Source organism: Rickettsia asiatica (assembly GCF_007989425.1).
Lineage (GTDB): Bacteria > Pseudomonadota > Alphaproteobacteria > Rickettsiales > Rickettsiaceae > Rickettsia > Rickettsia helvetica.
Genome location: NZ_AP019563.1, coordinates 697,397 through 721,843 on the forward strand (window position 1 = coordinate 697,397; position 24,447 = coordinate 721,843).

Genomic DNA, 24,447 nt, shown 5'->3' on the forward strand with positions numbered 1-24,447 from the left:
CGACTGTAAGGAGCGTGGCAATCTCATGAAGCAACACACAATTCCTGAGATTGCCACGTCAAGGCTTCGCCTTTCCTCGCAATGACGTTTTTAAAGCCACTACTAAACTGCAACAATACTACCAACATCCATACAAAAAAGCAACTATTTTTATATTAAACTCCTAATCCTTGCGGGCTGTTTTAGCGATTTATCCTTCATAAAATTCAGGAACTGGCTAACTGAATCTACTATATCGTCATTTTTAATATGAGGAAAATTCAGTAATTCCTTTAAAATTATGCTTGATTGTTTGGGTATTAAAACACTACCTGATTGAAATCAAGGGACTACCGAGGCAAATCTTGTAACTTTATCAAGTCTTGGCTTAATCCCGATCACTCTAATATTATCGCCTAAAAACCCTATATCTTGAATCAATTGTTGACTGCTTGCTTTATCTTCTATTAAGATAAATCTCGGTTTATACTCGTTTGCTAATTTTTCCGTCAAATTCTTAAGCTCAGGATAATTAATTTTTTTCCGTACTAATGATACTAGATAATATTTCTGCTCAAGACTCCCCCATATAGTGCAAACACTATAATCGGAATCTTCGGAAATCTTAATTGCTGTATCCCAGCTTTACACAAAATAATCAAATCTTGAAGGTCAATTTTCATAAAAACTAATATCTTCCATATTAAGTAGCGATGACCCTGTAGCTATAGGTTCTTGCAAATATTGAGCATTATAATTATAGTTACCTATTTCCTGCTCTAATTTCATTAAGCAATCAGAAGGTTCTTTATAGCTATCTAAAATCTCACCGCTAAAATAGCTATATTCTTTTTCTCTGTTATTAGCTGTTAATTTAAAAGAATAGTCTTGAGGAGCAATTGCTGGAACTTTTAAATGATGCCATGAATTGCTATTATTAAGTAGATAACCGGATAAATCATCCATATGAAGACGCACTGCATAACTAAAACTACCGCTCCCTTATTACGATTATTTAGTCTGCTAACAAAAGTTTGCTCAAACCAATCTATAACTTTCTTACGTATTTTATAAGAATGAATTTGCGTAGGATTATGAGGATCATCAATAATTAAGATATCCCTCCCCCACCTGTTGCTGATCCTCCAACCGATGTTGCAAATCTAAAGCCGTTAGCAGTCGTTAAAAATTTACTTTTTTGATTATGGGTTTTACTAAGGATAGTACTTGGAAAAAGTTCCTTATACCAATCAGAATTTAAAATAAACCAACAATCTAGTGAGTGTTTAATGCTAAGTATTTGAGAATAGCTGGCAGCCATAATCCTTTTGGTAGGATCATCCCCAAGTAGATAAGCAGGCCAAGCAACACTCACACAAATAGATTTTAAACTCCTTGGCGGTATATATTAAACGATTAATCTCACCGCTTTGTACAGCATTTAAATAATCAGTAATTATTCTTATATGTTTACTTGGATAATACTCCGTTCCTGGGTTAATAGTATTAAATACCTTAATTATAAAACTGTGAAAATCCTGTCGTAAAATAGAATTTAAGAGTTCTTTAGAGTGGATCATATTGTTTACTTTATTCGTCATTGCGAGAAGAAACTATAAGTTTCAACGAAGCAATCTTGGGAGAATTCCTGAGATTGCCACCCTCCTTTCAGTCGCTCGCAATGACATTAAAACCTTATCATAAATTATCATTGCCATTAATCCCCTATAGTATATAATTTTGAAAAATAATATGTTTATTTATGAAATTACTAAAAATTATTTTTATCATTACTATATGCATTAATTTTCCTATATTCGCAGAAAATTTAGAGTCGGTTACTACAACCGAAGATATTGAAAATGACGTATTTATCCCTCTTGATGAAAATCATCCTATTTTAAATCCAAACGATAATATTAATAATAGTTCTGAATTTAAGAATTATACAAATGGTAAAATTATTGCTCTAAATAAAATTACTGCTACTTCTGAAGAAATTAATTTTAAAGTTGGAGAAGAAAAATATTTCGGTAATATAAAAATCAAATTACATAAATGTATAAAAAATCTTGATCCGTATAATGAAGATAATTATTTGTTGATGACCATAACGGAATATAAAATAGACGAAGATCCTAATTTACTTTTCCAAGGGTGGATGATTTCTTCAAGCATTTCACTTTCAACGTTTGAACACCCAATTTACGAAATTTTTGCTAAAGATTGTTTTTAGATGCAGTATTTAATCACTAGCTTAATATTTTTAATTCCAAGTCTTGGTATGCTTACGGGTTTATCGGTTGCAACTACTGTTACAATTTTTTTGTTAATGTTATTTCTGCAAGGTATCAATCGTCATTGCGAGCGACTGAAAGGAGCGTGGCAATCTCATACAACAGGACTCTTGAGATTGCTTCGTCACAACTTACAGTTTTTCCTCGCAATGACGATAAAAACTGAACTATTATTCACTACTTGGTGCTTTATATCTTGTTTATTCACAATTCATCCTATTAATAGCTTAGCTACTTTTATTCAAGTTTTCATACTCTTATTTCTTGGCTTTGCAGTGAGTAATTCTGCTCCTTTTCAAAATCGCTTACAGCTTAAAAAAGCCTTAATATTCGGAATTCTCACAGCAATATTATTATTCTTCATCGAATATTCTTCTCATGGATTTTTAACAAGAATATTCAAAGCTAGTTTTGGCTTATATATGTTAGATCGGGGCTGTGCTTTACTTTCAATTACTGTTTGGGTAGTGGTTATAATTTTACTCTCTAACGGTAAAAAACGACATGCATTAATGCTATATATATTAGTGCTTTATTTATTAAGTATTTCCGACAGTTTAGCAAGTTTTTTAGGCTTCGGTATAGGCGGAATAATATTTATTTTAACAAGATTTATGAAGCCGATATTTTTCAAATTAATCGCAATAAGTTTAATTACCAGCTCGTTACTATTTCCTGTTATAGCTAAACAAATAGAACCACGAGATTTATCTGAAAGATATTTAACAACTCAAGCATCGGCTGCTCATCGTTTATTTATTTGGCATTTTGTCGCAAACAAAATCATTGAAAAGCCGATTTTAGGCTATGGCTTTGCTTCTTCTAAATATATCAAAGTCAATGATAGTGAAATGATTGATTACAACGGAGAAAAATGGCATCCTTTACCACTTCATCCTCATAATAATATATTACAAATTACTCTTGAACTCGGTATAATAGGGCTAATATTATTTTTAAGCTTAATCTATAAATACTTAAAACAAATTGATAATATAAAGAATAATAATTTTAGGTCAGCTTCTTATGCATGTTTTATCAATTACTATATTATCGGCATGATTTCATATAATATTTGGCAAATATGGTGGATATCAAGCGGTATTTGGGTACTAGTTTTAATGAAGTTACTAGTTAAACCTGATATTGTCGTTGATAATTGATGCTATTTGAGGTAAATATAGATAAATATAGTGTCATTAAACCTACGTCATTGCGAGCAGCCGTAGGCTGTGTGGCAATCTCGTCAAATATCCTGAGATTGCTTCATCGAATTACTTCGTAATTTTCCTCGCAATGACGAAAACTAATAAAAAACATATGCTACAAAACTCAGAACTTTTACAGGAATATCTACCGATTGCTATATTTTTTGGTATTGCGGTATTGATTTCCGGTTTAATAATGATTCTACCTAACCTATTATCGACAAAGAAATATAATAAAGATAAGCTAGAGCCTTATGAGTGCGGTTTTGAGCCTTTTAGCGATGCAAGATCAAAATTTGACATACGTTTTTACTTAGTTGCTATTTTATTTATTATCTTTGACCTTGAAATTGCATTTTTAGTGCCTTGGGCTATTAGCCTTAATATGATAGGTACAATAGGCTTTTTCTCAATGATGTTTTTCTTATGCGTACTTATTATAGGTTTTGTGTATGAATGGAAGACAGGAGCTTTAGACTGGTAGTAATATGAAAAATAATTTTTATCAAGAAGATGAATTATTAAACGGTGAGCTTTCTAATAGAGGGTTCTTATTAACTAAAGTTGATGATGTTATAGGCTGGGCGAGAGCTAATTCCTTATGGCCTATGACTTTTGGGCTTGCTTGTTGTGCTGTTGAGATGATGCAGGCAGCAGCAAGTAGATATGATATGGATCGCTTCGGTATGTTATTTAGACCCAGTCCAAGACAGTCCGATCTTATGATAGTTGCAGGAACGCTTACTAATAAAATGGCACCGGCTCTACGTAAAGTATATGATCAGATGGCTGAGCCTAAATGGGTGCTTTCAATGGGTAGCTGTGCTAATGGCGGCGGCTATTACCACTTTTCCTATTCGGTAGTGCGTGGCTGTGATAGAATCGTACCGGTTGACGTATATGTCCCTGGCTGTCCTCCTACTGCCGAAGCATTAATTTACGGACTTATGCAGCTACAGAAAAAAATTAAACGCACTACAGGTTTTAAGTATGACGCTAGACAAACTCATTGAAAAGCTTACTGCTAAATCTAGCATCTTAATAACTCCGGTCACGGTTAAAGATTACCTAGCTTATAAAATCGAGCCGAATTTTTTATTACTGTTTTTAAAAGCTTTAAAAGAATCAGAAGAATTACGTTTTACTGTACTTACTGATTTATTCGGTTCTGATTTTCCTGAAAGAGATAAAAGATTTGAAGTAGTATATAACTTACTAAGCTTAAAATTAAATAAGCGTTTAATAATAAAAATAGATATATCTGAAAAAGAAACTATACCTTCGGCAATGAATATATTTAGTGCTGCTTGCTGGTATGAGCGTGAAGTTTACGATATGTACGGGGTAATTTTTGATGGCAATGACGATAAAAGACGAATACTAACCGATTATGAATTTGAGGGGCATCCATTACGTAAAGATTTCCCGTTAACCGGTTATACGCAAGTTAAATATGATGAAAAATTAAAGAAAGTAGCTTATGAACCGGTCGATTTAGACATAGAATATCGTGAGTTTGATTTTAGCTCACACTGGCATAGCCCGACTTACGTATTGCCTGGGGATGAGAAGGCTAGGAAGTAACACGTCATTGCGAGCGACTGCAAGGAGTGCGGCAATCCAGAAAAAATTATGAAACAACCAACTGTATATATTTATTGCTAATAAACGAAACGGTACGATTTACGTAGGAGTAACTTCTAATCTTGTCAAACGTATATATGAACACAAAAATAATACAACTAATGGGTTTAGTAAAAAATATGATTGTAAAATACTAGTATTTTATGAAATTCATGAAACTATGGATTCTGCAATAGCTAGAGAAAAACAAATTAAATCAGGCTCAAGAGCAAAAAAGCTTAATTTAATTGAGCAAATGAATGTAAATTGGAAAGATTTATATGATGAAATTATTTAACAACTGGATTGCCGCGTCGCCTACGGCTCCTCGCAATGACGGATACTATGACTAATAACACCAAAACTATAACTCTCAATCTTGGTCCGCAGCATCCGGCAACTCACGGAGTTTTAAGATTAATCCTTGAAATGGACGGGGAAGTAGTAAATAATGCCGATCCTCATATTGGGTTACTTCATCGTGGTACGGAAAAACTTATTGAGCATAAAACATATTTGCAGGCTATACCTTATTTTGATCGCCTTGATTATGTTTCGCCAATGTGCCAGGAACATGCATTTGCTTTAGCTGTTGAGTCGTTATTAGAATGTAAAGTCCCACGAAGAGCTCAGTTTATCAGGGTACTATTCTCAGAACTAACAAGAATTTTGAACCATACTTTGAATATCGGCAGCCAAGCTTTAGATATCGGTGCTACTACTCCTTTATTATGGCTCTTTGAAGAGCGAGAAAAGATCATGGAATTTTACGAGCGTGTTTCCGGCTCTCGTATGCATTCAAACTACTTCAGACCCGGCGGAGTTGCAGAAGATTTACCTGATGGTTTACTTGAGGATATAGATAAGTTTATAGAGCAGTTTCCTCCTAAACTTCAGGATATTGAAAGTCTATTAAATGAAAATAGGTTATGGAAACAACGTTTAGTAGATATCGGTGTTGTGTCTCAAAAAGAGGCAATGGACTGGGGGTTTTCAGGACCGATGCTTAGAGGTTCGGGTATAGTTTGGGATTTACGCAAGTCAAACCCTTATGACGTTTATGATGAAATAGACTTTGAAGTACCGATCGGTAAAAACGGCGATTGTTACGACAGGTATTTCGTTCGTATGCTTGAAATGTATGAATCAATCAAGATAATCAAGCAATGTATAGAAAAAATGCCGAAAGGTGCAGTTAAAACCGATGATCCTAAATTAACACCGCCGACAAGAGCCAAAATGAAAGAATCTATGGAAGCAATGATTCATCACTTTAAGCTTTATACTGAAGGTTATAACGTTCCTGCCGGTGAGACTTATAAAGCAGTAGAGGCTCCTAAAGGTGAATTTGGCGTATATTTATATTCAACAGGCAATAATAGACCTTATAGATGCCGCATTAAAGCCCCGGGCTTTGCTCATTTGCAAGGACTAGATTTTATGTCTAAAGGTCATTTAATGTCAGATGTTATTACTATTATAGCTACGCTTGATATTGTATTTGGTGAGATTGACCGGTGATTCGTTATTGCGAGCAGGCATTGTTGTATGGATACCAAACTGTCATTGCGAGTGACTGCAAGGAGCGTGGCAATCTCAGGATTTTAGTCCGAGATTGCTTCGTCGAATTACTACGTAATTTCTTCTCACAATGACGATGAAAACGATCCATGCAGGAATAATATAAGAGATATATGAGTACAAATTTTACATTTGATAAGAAAAATTTAAATCTAGCAGAAGAGATTATAAAGAAATATCCGCCGGAGGGTAAAAGAAGTGCAATATTGCCGTTGCTTGATCTAGCACAACGTCAAAACGGCGGTTGGCTGCCTGTGCATGCTATCGAATATGTCGCAAATATGTTAGAAATGCCTTATATGCGAGCTTATGAAGTTGCAACATTTTATACTATGTTTAACTTAAAGCCCGTCGGTAAATATCATATTCAAGTATGTACTACTACCCCTTGCTGGCTGTGTGGTAGTGATGATATAATGAAAATTTGCGAAAAGAAATTAGGTGTAAAACTCAAAGAAACTACTGAAGATCAAAAGTTTACTTTAAGCGAGATAGAATGTTTAGGAGCATGCGTTAACGCTCCGGTCGTACAAATTAATGACGATTATTATGAAGATCTAACTCAAGAAAAAATGGAAACTATTATAGATAAGCTGCAAAATGAGTAAAATACTCTTATTAATAATAAAGTTCTATCAATATTTCATTTCCCCGCTACTTGGCAATAATTGCCGATTTCGCCCCACTTGTTCAGAATATGCTAAAGAGGCTATAACATTACATGGTAGTCTAAAAGGACTATGGCTTGCTTTTAAAAGAATCATCAAATGCCAACCGTTTTGCAACGGCGGATATGATACCGTTCCAACCTCTATAAAAAATTCTAAACCACTTAATAAAAAAATATAAATTATGTTTATTGTAAATCTTAAATATACCTTAGGCTTAGACCTTTCTTCCGTCGAAAAATTTATTACGGAACATAGAAAATTTTTAGATAAATGTTATATAAGGGATATTTTATTTTATCAGGTCCTATACATCCAAGAATTGGTGGTATTATTTTAGCTAATACAGAAAAACTAAGTCAGCTTAAAGATATATTAAAACAAGATCCTTTTTATATAAATAATATAGCTGAATATGAAATTACCGGATTTACTCCTACAAAATGGCATAAGAATTTAAATATTTTTTTTCAAAAACATGAATAAATTAATCCCTTTACCTCGTGAATTTTTTGCAAGAGATACTAACTTAGTAAGCACTGAGTTAATCGGTAAAGCTCTTTATTTCCAAGGTAAAGCCGCTATAATCACTGAAACTGAAAGTTATATAGGTCAGGATGATCCTGCTTGCCATGCAGCAAGAGGGCGGACCAAAAGAACGGATGTAATGTTTGGTCCTGCAGGCTTTAGCTATGTCTATTTAATTTACGGAATGTATTACTGTGTAAATTTCGTAACTGAAGCCGAAGGCTTCCCTGCTGCGACCTTAATAAGAGGCATACATGTTATTTCGCCTGGAAATCTATACCTCAATGGTCCGGGTAAATTATGTAAATATCTTGGAATTAATATTTCTCATAATAAATGCGATCTTATAAATAACAACAAATTTTTTGTCGGCGATATCGGCTTAAAACTCCCCTACTCTAATACTACCCGCATCGGTATTACTAAAGGTACGGATAAATTATGGCGTTATATTGTTACAGATATCACTAATTTAATCTCTCAATATAATGTATAGCCTTAATAAGATCATATTGATTAACGGCAAAAAGATCTCGAAAAGGTTTATCTAATATAAATAATAAAAAAGCATTGATGATGAAGTAATACAAACTAAACCAACCGAAATCTTATGTAGATAAAGTTTAGTACCAAGCATACAGACAACAATTAAATGAATAATAGTCATTATAAATATAACTATCCAATATTGGGGATATTCAAAGGAAAATAAGACATTTTAACTCTATTGTACCTCACGGTATAAAGCTCTTTTATCTCTTTAATTATTTCTTTTTTAATGAATATCTGCATTTGATCATTTACTTTATAAGCTTGTAGTCGCTTATTAATATCTTGGAGGAAACTAAGAGCTTCAGGACCGATTTTCTTGCCGTCTTTCATTAATTGCCATTCACGCTGTATTATATCTTTGGTATAATTTTTAATATCTAGATAAATTGCAAGTCTCATTTCATGGGGAAGCCAACCTACACTATCTGCAAGCCTCATCAACACTATAGATTCTGCTGCCACCCCTTCTTGTGCTTTATTAAAATTACCGAGTAAATAAATTAATACAAAACCGGTTGATACCGCATACATACTACCGACTACACCCGATAAAAACCCGCCAAGACTTCCAAGCTCTTCTTTTTGAAAATTATTAGGAATAATGTATTTGTTAAATATAAACATCCCGCACAAAAACTCATCAAAATAATATTTATTATGAAGAATAAAACAATATTAGGAACGGTATAGATGAAGTCAATTATATGATTAACCATAAGCATTGTAATTTTTATGTTATGTCATTCCTGCAGGGCATTGGCGTTGTTGCGTGGACGGGTTTCACCTCTGTCATCCCGCGACTTGACCATGGGATCCAGTAAAAAATACTAAAATTATTAGTATTTTAAGTTATATTTCTGGACCCCGTGGTCAAGCTACGGGGTGACATAGTGGGTTTACCGATCCACACAACAATCTCCACTTGCAATGACAAATCTATAGTTAGTAGGCAGTGTCAACACTACACTTCTGTCTCTTCTAAGACCACCTTAGAATCAGCAAGTTTAGTAATTTTTTCAATTTTTAACCGAGCTTCTTTTAGTTTTTTCTCACAATGATTCTTAAGTAAAATACCTCTTTCAAAGCTATTAACTGCCGTCTCTAGACTCTCTTGTCCGTTATCTATTTTTTTAACAATTTCCTCAAGCTCTTTTAAAGCTTCTTCAAAGCTAATATTTTCTTCTAAAGTTTTAGTATTAGTCATTTATTTTTATTTTTCAATGGTTATCTGTAGTAGTTTTGTCTTCAGTTGTTTGTGGTATAAGTAATTTTTTTAGCTCACTACTATCAAAAGTTTTCTTAGGAGCAAAAATACTCCCTTGCATTTTTATATTAAGATGTGCCAAACTATCTTTATCGGAACTCGTATTTGAGGTATTTAACTTAACAAGCCTTGCCGGTACATAAAATGATAAAATACTAGATGCATCCATATCAAAATTATATATATTAACTGCAAAAGAGGCCGCACCGCTACTATATTGTGTTGCAAATTTTACTTTCTTTAAAAGGGCAATACCTTTTTGTAGTTCAATATCACCGCTTATGCCTCTAATATTTTCTTGTCCTGTGGTTATAGCACTATTTATATCTTTATCTAAATTTTGTACCTTATAATCAGCTGTATTAATTTTTTCTATAAAAGAATCCATTGCAAAATTATTAACATCTATATTGTTTATAGCAAATTGTGATTTTATAGTAAGGTTATATAGCTGGCTTTGAAGAGTGTTACCGTTAGTCCCTAAACTACCGCTTATACTTACTTCTCCGCTACTTGCAGTAAATATTTTAGGCATAAAAGCCGAAACTTTGTCTAAATCTATTGTATTTAAAGCATATACGAAATTTATAGAATAAGGTTCCAATAAAATATTGCCGCTACCTTGAAACTTACCGCCTAATAATTCTGCTTCAATATTATTAAATTGTAATAGATTATTATTATTTGCTACATAAAATTTAACATTTTTCAATATTAAATCATTTTGTGATAATGTTGATAATGTCCCGTAAAATTGCAATGTAGCTTTATCTAAACTATAATCATTTATTAATTTATTTCTTAAATTAAGCATTCCTGCCGGTGATAATAAATCAGTAGTAAGATTACCGTCCTTAATTTCTACGGTCAAAGACGGTAATACACTCGAGACATCCAAGTTCCAGCTAGTTGATAAATAGCTGTTAGCAGTTTTAAAATCTAAATTACTAATTTTTATATTAGCCGGTACGATTTTAGCAAGCAAATTCATTTTGTCAAATACATGATCATCATACTTAATGCTATCTATCAAAATATCTAAATTAGCTAAATATCCTATTATTCTAATAGGAATAAATTTACTTGGATAATCTAAAGTTTTCATATCTTTAGTTAAATTTTTTGTAAATTCGATAAGCGGCGAAATTATTGGATACGTCCTACTGCTTAAGTCAAGCGAAGATATATTAAGCGTAGCATCTAAACGAGGTGTTTGAGCAATAAATTTACTAGAAAAATTTCCTGATAAATTTAAATTATCCGTTTTAAGTAATAACTTTTTAAAAAATAAATCTATTAAAGTGAGTTTTAAATCTGACGACAAGCTAAAAGGAATAGCTTCTTTAATAGTAACATCGTTAAATCCTAAAATATTCAGTAACGAATTTATATCGTTGTGTTTTAAATATAGCTGTCCATCGAACATACTTCTAACAGCATTCTGTGTTACATTACCTGTAAGCTTAAATTCTCCACCTGACTTAATATTACCTGAAAATTCATGTATCTTTAAAGTACCCTTTGATAAGTTAGAAGAAAAGACTATTTTTTCTAGTGCTTCATTATTACTTAAAATTATTTCGTTAATTGCCACGTCTGCTTTAAGTAATTTATCGGCAAAAATAAATCTAATATTTGAAGAAGAAGTATTAAATGTTACCCCTGCATTTGGAGAAATTAACGAACTTAGATCTATTTTAGGAAAATCTAGTTTCACATTAGTAGTAATATTATCATTTTTAGCAATGTTAACAAATCCATTACCTGTAATAAAAGATGATGCTATTACTATGTCTTTTAGCTCTATTTCATCTTCATTATTTGAAATATTAAATTTAACGTTTATTGCCTCATTTTGATTAAATTTATTAAAAAGATGGTTTAAATCCGGTAATATATTATACATTACCGATGCTAAATTTTTAATCTGATATTCACCGCTACCGCTAGTAAGCTTAAAATCTTTGTAAATTTGCAATAACTTAAAACCATAATCATTATTATCAATATTAAGACTAAAATCTACTGTATCGTCACGTTTATTAATTGAACCTGAAATTTTACCTGTATAGTTACTTGTAGTTTTAAATATGTAATTAGACGATAAAGCATTTTCTTTTTTTAATATACAATTATTAAAATTTAAAATAGAATAATCTTGTTTATTAATAATACTTAGATTAGTAACATTTAGATTTATATTTTGTAATTTATATTTAAAGAAATTCTTTATTAACTCTTCATGATTATAAATATTTAATACATTAGAATTTGAATAAAATTTAGCATCTAATATGTCTATTTTATTAATTTTAGGATTAAATTTTATAAGTGACCACAACGAAAAATGAATTCTAATCTGCTCTAAATCTAACTTTCCTTCTTCCCTTATCGTCTCAATAACTAAATAGGGCAAAGGAAATTTATTCATCTTTATTTTTCTGATATTTTCTTTCGCAATTCCTAAATGACCGGTAAAATTATTAGTAACCGAATTATAGTTAACAAATGATAATACACCAAAAATTATAAATAACAATAATGAGAAACAAATTATGAGGCCGGCAGCTATTTTTTTTATCATATTTAGAAATCTGTTAAAAAATTTTTCTTTTAGAGGTTATCTGTAAACTTATTTTAATTGATAATTAAAGAGATTTTGTAGCGAAAATTAATAAGATTTTTGTCGAAATAGCCATTCCTATTTCAAAAAAATCTTATAATTTGCAGCAAAAAAGAATTTAATTAGCTTTAAAATAAGTTTACAGATAATTTCTTAGATATATTATTATAAACTATCAAAATTTAAAGGCAAATTAATGAATTCTTTAGAAAATTTAATTTTAGTCGGTGTAATAAAATCATGTCACGGAATTAAAGGTCATGTAATTTTAAAATCTTTTACCGAACCTGCTACAAGAATACTTGAAAGAAATTTAGTAAATGAGTCAGGAGAAGATATATATATTAAGCTAATTAGCCAAAATGCCAAAGGAGAATTAATTTGTACATTTAAGGATATAGCTACTCGAAATGAGGCTGAAAATTTAAAAGGTTATAAAATATTTTGCTTAAGAGCAAGTTTACCGGAACTAGAAGAAGATGAATTTTATATAGCGGATTTAAACCATTTACCGGTATTAAACCAAGATCATAAAGAAATAGGCAAAATTAAAAATATTTTTAATTTTGGTGCCGGTGATATAATTGAAATAGAATTTTTAGACCAAACAACCGAATTATTACCTTTCAATAAAGAATTTTTTCCTATTATAACTAAAGATTATGTGATTTTAAATTATCAAAGAGAAGTTTGAACAATTTACCGTAGTTTTTAAATCTCCTATTTTTGGAGTTGTTTTTGTAATTCTTCAATTTCTTTTTTTGTAAAACCGGTAAATTCAATAATTTCGTCTAAAGGCTTATTTTTCCTTAACATTTTTTTTGCCATCTCTGCTAATTTCATTTCACCGATTTGTATCGCTTCTTTTCTGCATTCTTGTCTACCTTTTTCTATACCTTCCTGCATCCAGTGATGAGCTAAGCTTACCATAATTTCCTCTTCTACTTTAGGGTTTAAATGTGATTTAAGTATTTTTGCTATTTCTATTTTATCATTTTCCTCAATTCTAGTCAAAGTATAGTATAAAATTAACTCTATATAATCAATGCCGATATTAACCTCGGCAAATTGAGGCAAGAGATCAGCTATTTCTTGCCATCTCTTTAATAAATCACGTTCATGAATATGCTTCATAAAAAATTGTAAAATTCCGGACCAAGCATTTTCTTTCAATTTTTGATCAGACATATCATGCACGTTTATAAGTTGATAATCATTAATCCAGGTATTTTTTACAAGATCGCTATTTTCAAATAATTCCCATAAATTTCGAGGAGCATTATATTTTTATATACCGTTATAAAACACTAAAGGATATATGAAAGGAAATTTTTTGTTTTTTAGTGCTTTCATATGATGTTCGACAATATTTAACATATACCTAAATAACCGAAAAACCATATAATAATCAGGTTTACTTTGATGCTCTAGCAATAAAAATAAGTAACCGTCTTCACCATCAAATTTAGCAGAAAATAGAATATCCAGTATAAATTCTTTAAGATTCGGCTCTATAAAACTATCCTTTTCCATCTTAAGAGTCTCAAATATGAGTGAATCTTTGATATGAGGCGGTAAATGCATCTCGAAAAACTCCCTAGCAACGAAAGGATTTTCAAATGCACTACGAATAATTTTATCATGTTTAAGTTTTTTAGATATAGTTATATTATTGATATATAATACTATAAATTCATTAATAATACAATTATTTCAATCTTTAATTGAGCAAGCTATATGGATTTGACAATTAAGCCTTAAATACTATAATCAATAATATGTATATAAATAGAAGGTTATACTCTATGCCTAAAGCTTTAAAATACTCACTTATTATACTTATAAGTATAATATTATTATTAATTGTTATTCCTTTCTTTATTCCTTTAAATAATTATAAAGGAGTAATAATAGATAAAGTCAAAGAGGCTATAAATAGAGATTTAACTATTAATGGCGATATAAAATTATCTTTATTACCGAATCCTACAATTTCGTTATCAGAAATTAAATTATCATCAATAGACGGCACAAAGGAACCTACTCTAGTTTCCGTTGAAAGTGCTAAAGCTTCATTGCGGCTTTTTCCTCTTTTTAGAGGAGCAATTGAAGTAGCTTCTATCACCTTACAAAAACCTATTATAAATCTAGAAGTCTTGAATAACGGACAAAAAAATTGGCAATTCGTTACATCTAATAATAACCCTAACATAAATAACGTCAGCTCTGTAGAATCTACTGATACTAAAACTGAATTAGAACTTCCTATTTTGATTAGTCATTTTAAAATAATAGATGGCAAAGTAATCTATATAGAAAAAAATAGTGAGAAAATATTTAACGATATTAATTTAGAGACTAAAATTAAAAGCCTTAAAGGACCGATAGATTTTACTTTAGCTTTAAAGGCTTTGGAACAGCAGATTAATATAGATGGAAATATTGAAGAAATCAGGAAAATAATTCCGTTAAGTGCCAATATTAATCTTGCCGGTGAAAAAATTAAAATCGAAGGAAAGTTTGATAGCGAAAATAATTCTTTTATAGGTAACGCAAATATTAAAGGTAATACTAAAACTTTAGGTATGCCGGCTGACTTACAAAATGACTATGAGCTAACTACGGCAATTACTGCCGATAATAAAAATATAACTATCAAAGATGCCAGACTTAATTATCCAAATATAGAATTACTAGCAAATATAAATTATGATATAGAGCGTAATAACCTAAAATCAAATATTATTGTAAACCCTGGTAACATTATAACCGAGATTAGTACTAATTTAGATAAGACAAATATTGTGCTACAAGCTGATAGTTTAAAACCTATACTTGATGCTCTAAAACTAAAGACCGATAAACTACCGCCTATTATTAATCAAAAACTTATACTGACTTCTAATGTAATTTATAACTCCCAAGCAATAAAGCTGCAAAATATTAATTTATCGGCTGCAAATAGTAATCTAACGGGAGATATTGAGCTTAAAAATTTAGCACAAGATATAACTATTTCTCACAATCTAAAAATTAATAATTTTGAGTCGTTTATGTCTCTTATGGGAGTAAGTAATTTAAGTAAGATTGGGGTATTGCAGTTAAACGGGGAAGTACAAAAAATTAAAGATACTTTTCGTATCAATAATAAAATATCTGCTTTTAACACTAATATATCTATTAAAGGCGATATTAATTTAGCAGCTCAGAAGCCAAATTTTAACCTTAACTTATATAGCCCATTGGTTAATTTGGAGAAAATTATTTCAAGCAATAACCCTACTGCTGCTCCAAGTAAAACTAGTAGCCCTACTACTCAAAATACACCTACAGCTAAAAATAATTCTCCTTGGTCAAACAATCCTATTAACTTAGGATTTTTAAATGAAATTAAAGGACAACTAACCGCAAATATTGATAAATTAACTAATGACTCATTAATCATAAATAATTTAAAAGCAAAATTAAATATCACCGGTGGTAAGCTAAATATTACTTCAGTTAATGCGAGCATTTACGGTGGCGAACTAAGTAGCACCGGTTATGTGAGTTCAGGAAAAGATCAAAACGCTGCAATCAAAATCGATTTAAAAAATGCTTACTTAAAAAATTTAACTCCGCAATCGGATAAAATAAAAATAACTGATGGGCGACTAAGCTTTAAAGCGGATCTTACTTCTCGCGGTAATAGCGTTTATACATATATTAATAATCTAAACGGACACTTTAACATAAATAGCGATAATGGAAAAATAAGCGGATTTGATTTAAACAGAATTGCAGATGCGGTAAATAATGCTAAAAATACCGAAGGAGTATTGCGACTTATTAACAGCTCTTTTAGCGGCGGATCAACATCTTTCAAAAATCTAATTGCAAGCGGAAATATAACACAAGGTAAACTTAATTTAAATGAATGTAGTTTAGATGCTTCACCTGCTAAAGCAAATGCAAGCGGTCAAATTAACTTAACGCAATATATGATGGATATTAGTGCAAGCGTTACTATTGCGGATTTACCGCCTATAACCGTTAAATTATACGGATTCATAAATAATCCGCAGCATAAATTAGATGTTCAAGCCCTTCAAACATATTTAGTCAAAAATGTGTTTAATAGTGTTATTAAAGACTTAAAAAGCGGAGAGCAGAAACCTAAAAATATTATTAAAGATGCTTTGGGTCTTAGAAAGAAAAAGGATACAAATGCAGAAGAACAAAACAACCATCCGCCGGAAAACCAACAAGCAGATCCTGTAAACAAACTGCTACAAAAAGGATTGAAGAAATTATTTTAACATCAATGCTCTAATCCTAAAAGAGAAATATCATTTTTTCTCTCAGTATCTAATACCAAATGAGGTATGTTTTTAGGGATATCTTGAATTGCTTCAGTAATTTTTGCTGCTTCTTCACCATAATTTGCCTTTTTCAACAAAATAATAAGGTCTTCATATAATGATTTCCTATTTTGATTTAACCCTATAGCTCTTTTGATGGAAGCGAGTGCTTCCTCCGGATTTATTCTATATAACTTATTAAAAAGCTCTTCGTGGTAGTATGTTACTTGGATCTAGTTCAATAGCTTTCTTTAATGATTTAATCGCATTATCTTGTTGTTTTTCCATTAAAATAGAACTTAAGCTATGAAAAACTTCAACTTCCCTATTGTTATATTTTTCAGTTTTATTATAAGCTGCAATAAAATTTGAAAGTTCTTCAGGATCAGTTTCAACGAATTTTCGTAGATTGTCTTTTTCTTCTTGATATTGATATCTATTATGAAGATCGAAACATTTTTTAAACAAGCTTCACAATTTCATCTTTAGTCATAATCTATCCTCTATTAATCTACTATAATATAAAAAAACTAACTTGGTAAAGCATTAATCAATGCAAGACTAAATTTTAATACAACAAATAGAGCCGATAAATGGACCTCTTATACATCTATAGTTGTTAGCTCTAAATTGTTATTTCTATTTTATTAAGCTAATATTTACCCATATTGTTTTTTCCATTCTATTGTCATCTTTTTATATTTCTTATTATCTTCTGCCTCTTGCCATTTTTTGAAAAATATATCGGCACTTTTCACTTTTTTTGGATCACCTCTTCCTTTTTCTAATTTCTTATAATCATGATCTTTATCATATTTTTTTCCACCTTTATAATTAGCATAACGTCTACTTCTAGTAAAACCCATCTGCAAATATTTACGAGCCATATCAGCTCCAACAAAATCATTATCCTCTAAGTATTTTAAAAATATTTCATATATTCTTTCACTACTTTCTTTAGCAATTTCAGGAGTTTTAAACTTCCAATAAGGCAAAATTTCATTTTTATATGGTTGACAAATTAATACTCCTTGCTCACCTTTACCTACTCTATAGCTTTCCGGGCATTTACGATAATCAATATCATTTTTCCATTTATAATTTTTATTATCAAAATTTAGATAGCTTGGTTTTTCCATAACTTATGATATATTTGTAATTAATAATTTATAACTACAATTTCAAGGTAAGTAAATAAATCTGAAGTTTGTAAAGCTAAGTAAGTATTTTAAATAAACTTTAATTTAAAATCGTATGGTTAAAAAAATAGTACAAAATACGAAAACTTTGCACGTACGTCCTAATGGAAGATCAGCTGATTACATAACACCTAACTTCCTATATGGCTGTGCCGGAGGTTGCAGAAATAGTTATTGTTATGTTATGCGTCATAACTATGAGATATTAATATAAATGAAAATATAGATCAAATACTTGACATATTGGATAAACATATAGCAAGTTTACCGACTGCTACTAAATATGTCAATCCTAAATTACTTAATTTTAATCCTGAAAGCAAAATAAGGATTAGATTTAGTTTGATGCCGGTAAGGATGAGTGAGATATTAGAGCCAAAGACAAGTACAATTATCGAGAGAATAAAAGCGGTGAATATTTTTATTGAAGCAGGTTACGAAGTTCATCTAAACTTTTCTCCTATTATTGCTTATGAAGGCTGGCTCACCTGAATACGCAAAGTTATTTGAAGATTTAGATCAATACATAAATAACCAATATAAACCGTTTATAAAAGCGGAATGTATATTTTTAACGCATAACGATAAGCAGCATGAAAGAAATATTGCCTCAAATAGATTGGAGAGTGAAGCTTTAATTTGGCAACCAAATATACAGGAAAATAAAGTAAGTGAATACGGAGGCAAGGCTGTACGTTATAAAGCCGGTATTAAGAGTAATTTTATCCAACGATGGAGTGTGTTGCATGACACAGGTTGATCCCAGGAATCAAATCCGATATATCTTCTAACTCTTCCTACTTATCAAAATTACGAAACAAAAGCATAAAATTTGAAAATTACAGTTATAAATAAAAAATCACTTGCATGAAAATAAACTTATGATATGTTTCTTCACGTTGGGTTTCAATTTTATCTTCCATAAAAGTCACTCAACACTATTATCTCTCAGCTAATAGGGGATATAGTGTTAGTTGAGTACAAAAGTAAAAATATAAAAAACAAGTAAAATATCGAATAGGCAAAAAATCGTTTAGCTTGTTTGTTATCAGGAGTATCATAGAATAAAGAACCGGCATAATATAGAAATACTAACCCAAGAATACCAGAAATTATTAAATATATAAAATTATTCATTTCGATAAAAAAAGGCATTAGCGAAACAATAAATAAAAGAATGCTGTAAATTAGAATTTGTTTTTTAGTATATAAAGTCCCTTTTACGGCAGGCATCATCGGTACTTTACAGTTTTTATAATCTTCGTTACAGAATAAAGCAAGAGCCCATGAATGCGGCGGTGTCCAAATAAAGATAATCAAAAATAATATAATCGACTCTAGAGATATAGTATTGCTTACCGCTGCATAACCTATCACAGGAGGCAATGCTCCCGATACTCCGCCAATAACGATATTTTGTATAGAACGACGCTTTAACCAAATAGTATAAATACAGATATAATAAAAAATAGTGAATAGCAGTAAAAAGGATGCAAGTAGATTAACACATAAAGCCATAAAAAATACTGCAAAAAATCCCGTTATCAAACCAAAAGATAAAGCCTCATCAGGTTCTATAGCACCTCTGACGATAGGTCTTTTTTGAGTACGTTTCATTAAGCTATCGATGTCTCTATCGTACCACATATTAATTGCCCCAGCACTACCTGCCCCAAGAGCTATACAAGCAACAGCAATAACAGCAATAAAAGGATGCACGGAATAAGGAGCAATCCACATACCTACAAAACCCGTAAAAATCACAAGCGACATCACACGTGGTTTCATTAATAATATATAGTCTTTAACTGTACTCTGAGAGTAATTTATTTTACCTAAATTTATTGATTTTACCGAAGAACTCATACGATTTTTTTATTTAAGTATAAAAAGTTTTAGGTTAAAAATCAATGATTGACTTTGATGTAAGAAATGTATATATTTTCTTACAAAGCTAGATTCAGAAAGCTTTAGACAAGATGAATTGACGACTGAGCCTGCGGAGCGTACAAAAAGTACGTGAGCAAAGGCGAATGTCAGAAAATTCGCTTGTATCAAACTTTCTGAATGACGCTGTAATTCAAATAAAAGTTAAGGATATTATCAGTGACAAAGATTGTTCGTTCTAAATATAAAGCTAGTAGAAGACTTGGGGTAAGTCTATGGGGTGATAGCAAGGATGCTTTCAATACACGAAATTATCGTCCCGGGCAACATGGGCACAATACCATGATTAAAACTTCAGATTACGGTTTACATTTAAAAGCTAAGCAAAGATTAAAATGCCACTACGGTCGCGTCACTGAAAAACAATTTAGAAATATTTTTGCACTTGCTCAAAAAATGAAAGGTAATACCGGTGAAAACTTTATTGGGTTACTTGAAAGTAGACTTGATACGGTAGTTTATAGAATGAATATAGCTCCAACTATTTTTGCTGCAAGACAGTTAGTTTCACACGGACATATTAAATTAAACGGTAAGAAAGCCGATATAGCAAGCATACGACTAAAGGAAGGTGATGTTATAGAAGTTAAAGAATCTGTAAAACAAATACCGCTTATCCAAGAATCCGTTTCAAAACAAGGTCAAACAACACCAGGCTATTTATCATTTGATGTACCTTCATTAACCGGTAAATATTTAAGAATTCCTGCTCTTTCTGATATTCCATATCCTTTTAAAGCAGAAGTTCATTTAGTAATCGAGTTATATTCTCGTTAATAATTACAAAAAGGCAGGCTTTATTTATCTGCCTTTTTACTTTCTTCCCTACACCTACATTTTTTCTTTATACTATAATGCGACTTATCACCTAATTCGGCAATGTTTATTAAAGATAGATTAGTTAAGAATTTAACGTCTGAGTTAAGGAAAAACTGTAAGTTTTGACGAAGCAAGGAAGTATAAAAATGCTAAAGATTAGCATTTTTTTATTATTTTTATGGATTGCCACGCTCTTTTCAGTCGCTCGCAAGGCATTGTTGCGTGGATCAGTAAATGCTCTTTATGTCATTCCCGCTTTCGCGGGAATGACATCGGTATCCACGCAACAACGCCTGCTCGCAATGACGATATCTATTTTTAATAAAAATTAACAATTATGGCATTCTCTTTTTTATTTCGTAAAAATCCGGTAATAAAATCTTTTTCTAACTTAGGCTATAATATAGACGATATAATATCTATAATTTCATCTAATAAGGTAAATTTTAATAAAAATAATGTTGCTTCTACCTTTTCCAAGAAGTTAGCATATGGAACGCATTTAATAATTAGCGGTATAACTGTTTTATTGTAAATGGGACAAAAGGAGAAGCAGTCTTTTTGTTTCGGCAACTCTTGCTGATGAAATCTTAATAACTGCAGGGTATTTTCAGAAACATTATCTTACTTCTGCCACATTTAAAGGAAGTTTAATCTACCCTATTACTATAAATCTCATCACAGCTTTTCCTAATTATTCAGTACCAATTTATTTAACTTCTACAGTTGCAATATTGAGCTTAGCATATTATGGGACTGATTTCTTAAATTATCAGGAAAATTTAAAAGAAATTCAGACAAACTTAACCCCTAATATTAGGGTAATTGATCCTAATATACTTTCTAACAATTTTAAAAATGATTCAAAAAATGAAATTAAAGATGTAATCCAAGGATTTTACCATATTTCTAATAATTGGATTATTAGAAATATGGTTATAACAAATGTTTTAGATTTAATTGAAGCATGCATAAATAGTAGTTTTATTAACTACACCGGAAATGATGGCAATACATTATAATTGCATTAACCTTACTCATACAGGACCCTACTGCTGCTATAGGACCTCTTGTTTTTCAAGGAGCAAAAATCAGTATTTTTATAGTGTGGAAAAAATATAATAAGCACACTATTCCAATCATATAAAACTTCTTTAACACAAAATACTCAAGATTTAATTGAACAAAAAGCTTTGGAACTGTTACTAAACAAGGAATATAAAAGTAAAATCTTAGGATTAAAGGATATAGAAGCTATTACTAATAATTTATTTAATGATCTTAATAATACTTTCACTATTGGAATTTTACAATTAGGGAATTTAACTACTCAAAAAATTATACAGCTTATTGCATTGCAAGATATAATGAATTTAGTTCCAGGAGCTATTATATTTAATGAGTTTGAAAATATTAAGCAAGGATTTTTAAATATATTATATCAACTAGATATTTCTTACAGGAAAGAAGCGGAGAAAATTAACGAAAATAAAGTTTCTATAGTAAGAAATATATCATCTAATACTTCAAATATCTTGTTAACTGATTCTGCTCAATTTGTACAAAATCAATATGCCAAACAACTTAAAGCTAAAAAAGAAGTATCAAAGAAAATGCTGTTTTTAGATAGCACAAAAAATACTATAACCACTATACTAGATATCTCAGATAAATTCATAAAATCACTTTACTATATTTATAAAGTAAAAAATGGAGAAATTACACTTGAGCAAGCTCTACTACTTAATCCTTGGCTTGAAACCTTAAAACCATTCTTATAACAAGTTCCTCATTAAAAATAATCTTTAGTGGAGCAGTTATATCACAAGCGAGAATTACAAAATTAATAGAGGCAATTTCTTCTGAGGATAAAAAAGGAATAACATGGTCTACTAATGATACAAATGATGAACTTGTAATTTCTGATTATAATCTAATTATAGAAGAAAAAACTATTTTGAGTTTTGAAGAATTAGTATTAACATTAGGAGCACATTATCTTCTTGCAGCTTCCTCAGGAAAAGGCAAAACTACTTTTTTAAAGAGTTTAGTAAATTGTATTGCTGATCCATGCCATAGCGTTGGTGAAATTTCCATACCTACCCATTATCAAAATCCAAAAATAATATTTATTGATCAGAATAGTTACATACCGGCTCAATCTACTTTATTTGAAGTAATAACCTCAGGCCTTGATCAATCAATCATTAAAAGTAATAAATAATCATTAGAAGAAAAAATTAACACACTATTTGATCTAGGTACATTAATTACGCACTTAAGTGATAAAAATTATGATGTAATAAATGCACCAAGTGGCGGTCAAAAGAAAAAAATTGGAATCATTAAAGCTATAATTTCAAACCCTAAAATATTAATTTTAGACGAGGTGTTTGCCAATCTTAATAAAATATCTATAGAAAATGCACAACAAGCTTTAAAAGAATTTTTACTGGAAACTTTAATGCTTGTAGTGCATCATGACGGTAAATCTCATGACCATAATAATTTTTATGATCAGTATATAAATCTTGAAGATTTGTATGCTGAAATAAAATTATTAGGAGAATAGCTATTCTATTCAACTCTATATACTTACTTTTCATTTATCATGAGTATATACTAAATCTAGGTGTTCAATTATGGGAGTTTTTTAAGATTTCTTTATAGACTTCAAGGTTTTTTCTTAGCATCAGATCAAGAGAGAAATTATTAATTACCGTATGTCTTGCTGCTTCTTGGATTTTCTTAGCAGTATCAGTGCCTAAAATCGAGAAACAATAATCGATTTTCTGTGCTAACGCTTCGGCATTATTTGGTTCTACGTGGAAACTGGTTATATTATTATTTATTGTTTCTACTGCACCGCCAATATTAGTTGCAATAACAAGCTTCTCCATCGCTTGCCCTTCTATAATAGTACGACCGAAAGCTTCAGGCTCGATTGAGGCAGAAACGATAATATCGGAAATCCCGTATAGGTTTATTATATCCGAATCATTACCAAAAATTTGAATTTTATTTTGAAGTTTTAGAGTAGCTATAAGCTCTTTTACTCTATTAGTAAAATTGGGATGTCTAGATATATCACCGACCATTAAACAATAAAAATCTCTATGTTTTAACTTACTTAATGCTTCTACTAAAACAAGATGCCCTTTCCAGCTTGTCATTCTAGAAGGCATTAATATTATCGGCACGTTACTCGGTGCATCATATTTATTACGACATTTTTTAAGTTTTTCGGGCGTTAAATTTGCCGGATCAAAATAATCACAATTCACTCCACGTTCAATTACTACTATTTTATCTTCATCAATTTTATAGTTTTCGAGCAAGTGTTGTTTTACAAAATTAGACACGGCAATAACTTTTTCGCCTTTTAGCATTATGCTATTATAATATTTTTTAAAACTATTTGGAATATTATAAACCCCATGAAAAGTAGTTAGAAATTTAGCATTCGTCCATTTTGTTGCTAGATATGAACTCCATGCCGGTGCCCTTGATCTTGTATGAACTATATCAACATTATATTTTTTGATTATTTCTGCTATCAATTTTGCATTATTCAGAATTACAAAAGGATTTTTACTGCTACTATTCATTTCAATATGCAATATATCTTCCTTATCTAACTCTTTAACTAAAGTACCGCCTGCTGAAATTATGATAGGAGTATGACCGAGAATTTTAAGATATTTTGCAACTTCTATAGTACCTCTTTCAACCCCTCCCGAAACTAGAGCAGGAACTACTTGCAAAATAGTATATTTATTGTATCGTTTACTTGACTTTAATGAAGGCATTAAATCTCAA

General features: G+C 30.7%; 32 protein-coding genes and 2 pseudogenes. 21 read left to right on the forward strand and 13 right to left on the reverse strand.

Features of this window, described 5'->3' with window-relative positions; genetic code table 11:
• Positions 1-321: 321 nt before the first annotated feature.
• The 4 genes from terL to RAS_RS09735 form a co-directional block, all read right to left on the reverse strand.
• Positions 322-609, reverse strand: coding sequence for a phage terminase large subunit (gene terL / locus RAS_RS09720; RefSeq protein WP_332094813.1), 288 nt, complete (start codon positions 607-609; stop codon positions 322-324).
• Positions 610-651: 42 nt separating this feature from the next.
• Positions 652-945, reverse strand: a complete 294-nt coding sequence (locus tag RAS_RS09725; RefSeq protein WP_232049123.1) for a hypothetical protein — start codon at positions 943-945, stop codon at positions 652-654.
• A 145-nt stretch (positions 946-1,090) separates the two neighbouring features.
• On the reverse strand, positions 1,091-1,300 hold the full coding sequence (locus tag RAS_RS09730; protein WP_232049124.1) for a hypothetical protein: 210 nt from the start codon (positions 1,298-1,300) through the stop codon (positions 1,091-1,093).
• 16 nt (positions 1,301-1,316) lie between these two features.
• A complete protein-coding gene (locus RAS_RS09735) occupies positions 1,317-1,580 on the reverse strand; it encodes a hypothetical protein (RefSeq protein ID WP_232049125.1) in 264 nt (87 codons plus the stop codon).
• A 161-nt stretch (positions 1,581-1,741) separates the two neighbouring features.
• Here RAS_RS09735 and RAS_RS04045 point away from each other — a divergent pair, with 161 nt between their 5' ends.
• From RAS_RS04045 to RAS_RS04095, 11 genes are all read left to right on the forward strand, one after another.
• Entirely contained in the window at positions 1,742-2,215 is a 474-nt protein-coding gene (locus RAS_RS04045) for a DUF2155 domain-containing protein (RefSeq protein WP_147142566.1), read from the forward strand.
• On the forward strand, positions 2,216-3,439 hold the full coding sequence (locus RAS_RS04050) for an O-antigen ligase family protein (protein ID WP_147142568.1): 1,224 nt from the start codon (positions 2,216-2,218) through the stop codon (positions 3,437-3,439).
• Positions 3,440-3,596: 157 nt separating this feature from the next.
• The gene (locus RAS_RS04055) at positions 3,597-3,968 is read left to right on the forward strand and encodes an NADH-quinone oxidoreductase subunit A (protein ID WP_147142573.1); all 372 of its coding nucleotides are present in this window, start codon (positions 3,597-3,599) and stop codon (positions 3,966-3,968) included.
• 4 nt (positions 3,969-3,972) lie between these two features.
• A complete protein-coding gene (locus RAS_RS04060; RefSeq protein ID WP_147142575.1) occupies positions 3,973-4,497 on the forward strand; it encodes a NuoB/complex I 20 kDa subunit family protein in 525 nt (174 codons plus the stop codon).
• A complete protein-coding gene (locus RAS_RS04065) occupies positions 4,475-5,068 on the forward strand; it encodes an NADH-quinone oxidoreductase subunit C (RefSeq protein WP_147142578.1) in 594 nt (197 codons plus the stop codon). Before RAS_RS04060 ends, RAS_RS04065 begins: the two co-directional genes overlap by 23 nt.
• Positions 5,069-5,165: 97 nt before the next feature.
• Positions 5,166-5,405 (forward strand): GIY-YIG nuclease family protein, encoded by a 240-nt coding sequence (locus RAS_RS04070; protein WP_232049360.1) that lies wholly within the window; start codon positions 5,166-5,168, stop codon positions 5,403-5,405.
• Between the two features lie 47 nt (positions 5,406-5,452).
• Positions 5,453-6,628: an NADH dehydrogenase (quinone) subunit D gene (nuoD, locus tag RAS_RS04075; protein ID WP_147142584.1), complete on the forward strand. Its 1,176-nt coding sequence runs from the start codon at positions 5,453-5,455 to the stop codon at positions 6,626-6,628.
• Positions 6,629-6,801: 173 nt separating this feature from the next.
• Positions 6,802-7,296: an NADH-quinone oxidoreductase subunit NuoE gene (nuoE, locus tag RAS_RS04080; protein WP_147142587.1), complete on the forward strand. Its 495-nt coding sequence runs from the start codon at positions 6,802-6,804 to the stop codon at positions 7,294-7,296.
• Complete coding sequence (yidD, locus tag RAS_RS04085; protein ID WP_010423340.1) at positions 7,289-7,537, forward strand: membrane protein insertion efficiency factor YidD; 249 nt, start codon at positions 7,289-7,291, stop codon at positions 7,535-7,537. The genes nuoE and yidD overlap by 8 nt, the downstream gene beginning before the upstream one ends.
• 92 nt (positions 7,538-7,629) lie before the next feature.
• Complete coding sequence (locus RAS_RS04090) at positions 7,630-7,842, forward strand: YciI family protein (protein WP_147142590.1); 213 nt, start codon at positions 7,630-7,632, stop codon at positions 7,840-7,842.
• Complete coding sequence (locus RAS_RS04095; protein WP_147142593.1) at positions 7,835-8,380, forward strand: DNA-3-methyladenine glycosylase; 546 nt, start codon at positions 7,835-7,837, stop codon at positions 8,378-8,380. Before RAS_RS04090 ends, RAS_RS04095 begins: the two co-directional genes overlap by 8 nt.
• Here the strand turns inward: RAS_RS04095 and RAS_RS04100 are convergent.
• From RAS_RS04100 to RAS_RS04115, 3 genes and pseudogenes are all read right to left on the reverse strand, one after another.
• Positions 8,352-9,077, reverse strand: a pseudogene (locus RAS_RS04100) (bestrophin-like domain). The gene RAS_RS04095 and the pseudogene RAS_RS04100 sit on opposite strands and share 29 nt — an antisense overlap.
• A gap of 320 nt (positions 9,078-9,397) precedes the next feature.
• The gene (locus RAS_RS04110) at positions 9,398-9,640 is read right to left on the reverse strand and encodes an exodeoxyribonuclease VII small subunit (RefSeq protein ID WP_147142595.1); all 243 of its coding nucleotides are present in this window, start codon (positions 9,638-9,640) and stop codon (positions 9,398-9,400) included.
• 13 nt (positions 9,641-9,653) lie between these two features.
• Positions 9,654-12,284, reverse strand: coding sequence for an AsmA-like C-terminal region-containing protein (locus RAS_RS04115; RefSeq protein ID WP_147142598.1), 2,631 nt, complete (start codon positions 12,282-12,284; stop codon positions 9,654-9,656).
• Positions 12,285-12,519: 235 nt separating this feature from the next.
• Here RAS_RS04115 and rimM point away from each other — a divergent pair, with 235 nt between their 5' ends.
• Complete coding sequence (gene rimM / locus RAS_RS04120) at positions 12,520-13,017, forward strand: ribosome maturation factor RimM (protein ID WP_147142600.1); 498 nt, start codon at positions 12,520-12,522, stop codon at positions 13,015-13,017.
• 26 nt (positions 13,018-13,043) lie between these two features.
• On the opposite strand, the pseudogene RAS_RS04125 reads toward rimM, so the two are convergent.
• Positions 13,044-14,027: pseudogene (locus tag RAS_RS04125) on the reverse strand (Rpn family recombination-promoting nuclease/putative transposase).
• Positions 14,028-14,128: 101 nt separating this feature from the next.
• On the opposite strand from RAS_RS04125, the gene RAS_RS04130 reads away from it, so the two are divergent.
• Positions 14,129-16,621, forward strand: coding sequence for an AsmA family protein (locus tag RAS_RS04130; RefSeq protein ID WP_147142603.1), 2,493 nt, complete (start codon positions 14,129-14,131; stop codon positions 16,619-16,621).
• A 2-nt stretch (positions 16,622-16,623) separates the two neighbouring features.
• Here RAS_RS04130 and RAS_RS08600 read toward each other — a convergent pair whose 3' ends face one another.
• From RAS_RS08600 to RAS_RS04140, 3 genes are all read right to left on the reverse strand, one after another.
• On the reverse strand, positions 16,624-16,761 hold the full coding sequence (locus RAS_RS08600; protein ID WP_172616089.1) for a hypothetical protein: 138 nt from the start codon (positions 16,759-16,761) through the stop codon (positions 16,624-16,626).
• Between the two features lie 100 nt (positions 16,762-16,861).
• Positions 16,862-17,131: a hypothetical protein gene (locus tag RAS_RS04135; RefSeq protein WP_232049127.1), complete on the reverse strand. Its 270-nt coding sequence runs from the start codon at positions 17,129-17,131 to the stop codon at positions 16,862-16,864.
• 191 nt (positions 17,132-17,322) lie between these two features.
• Positions 17,323-17,802, reverse strand: a complete 480-nt coding sequence (locus RAS_RS04140; RefSeq protein ID WP_010423365.1) for a DUF4385 domain-containing protein — start codon at positions 17,800-17,802, stop codon at positions 17,323-17,325.
• A 303-nt stretch (positions 17,803-18,105) separates the two neighbouring features.
• Between RAS_RS04140 and RAS_RS11070 the strand changes: the two genes are divergently transcribed.
• Positions 18,106-18,354, forward strand: a complete 249-nt coding sequence (locus RAS_RS11070; RefSeq protein WP_408634804.1) for a spore photoproduct lyase family protein — start codon at positions 18,106-18,108, stop codon at positions 18,352-18,354.
• Positions 18,335-18,622 carry a hypothetical protein gene (locus tag RAS_RS11075; RefSeq protein ID WP_197734667.1) on the forward strand — a complete coding sequence of 96 codons (288 nt, stop codon included), beginning with the start codon at positions 18,335-18,337 and terminating at the stop codon, positions 18,620-18,622. Before RAS_RS11070 ends, RAS_RS11075 begins: the two co-directional genes overlap by 20 nt.
• Positions 18,623-18,810: 188 nt before the next feature.
• Here RAS_RS11075 and cyoE read toward each other — a convergent pair whose 3' ends face one another.
• Complete coding sequence (gene cyoE / locus RAS_RS04150) at positions 18,811-19,728, reverse strand: heme o synthase (protein ID WP_010423368.1); 918 nt, start codon at positions 19,726-19,728, stop codon at positions 18,811-18,813.
• Between the two features lie 240 nt (positions 19,729-19,968).
• Here cyoE and rpsD point away from each other — a divergent pair, with 240 nt between their 5' ends.
• The 6 genes from rpsD (at position 19,969) to RAS_RS09765 (ending at position 23,200) form a co-directional block, all read left to right on the forward strand.
• On the forward strand, positions 19,969-20,586 hold the full coding sequence (rpsD, locus tag RAS_RS04160) for a 30S ribosomal protein S4 (RefSeq protein ID WP_147142607.1): 618 nt from the start codon (positions 19,969-19,971) through the stop codon (positions 20,584-20,586).
• A 379-nt stretch (positions 20,587-20,965) separates the two neighbouring features.
• Positions 20,966-21,163 (forward strand): hypothetical protein, encoded by a 198-nt coding sequence (locus RAS_RS09745; RefSeq protein WP_147142609.1) that lies wholly within the window; start codon positions 20,966-20,968, stop codon positions 21,161-21,163.
• Between the two features lie 199 nt (positions 21,164-21,362).
• The gene (locus tag RAS_RS09750; RefSeq protein WP_232049129.1) at positions 21,363-21,650 is read left to right on the forward strand and encodes a hypothetical protein; all 288 of its coding nucleotides are present in this window, start codon (positions 21,363-21,365) and stop codon (positions 21,648-21,650) included.
• Positions 21,651-21,821: 171 nt separating this feature from the next.
• Complete coding sequence (locus RAS_RS09755) at positions 21,822-22,409, forward strand: hypothetical protein (protein ID WP_232049130.1); 588 nt, start codon at positions 21,822-21,824, stop codon at positions 22,407-22,409.
• A 176-nt stretch (positions 22,410-22,585) separates the two neighbouring features.
• Positions 22,586-22,852, forward strand: coding sequence for a hypothetical protein (locus RAS_RS04185; protein WP_232049131.1), 267 nt, complete (start codon positions 22,586-22,588; stop codon positions 22,850-22,852).
• Positions 22,853-23,017: 165 nt separating this feature from the next.
• A complete protein-coding gene (locus RAS_RS09765; RefSeq protein ID WP_232049132.1) occupies positions 23,018-23,200 on the forward strand; it encodes an ABC transporter ATP-binding protein in 183 nt (60 codons plus the stop codon).
• A gap of 64 nt (positions 23,201-23,264) precedes the next feature.
• Here RAS_RS09765 and RAS_RS04195 read toward each other — a convergent pair whose 3' ends face one another.
• Positions 23,265-24,437: a glycosyltransferase family 4 protein gene (locus RAS_RS04195; protein WP_147142615.1), complete on the reverse strand. Its 1,173-nt coding sequence runs from the start codon at positions 24,435-24,437 to the stop codon at positions 23,265-23,267.
• Positions 24,438-24,447: the final 10 nt, after the last annotated feature.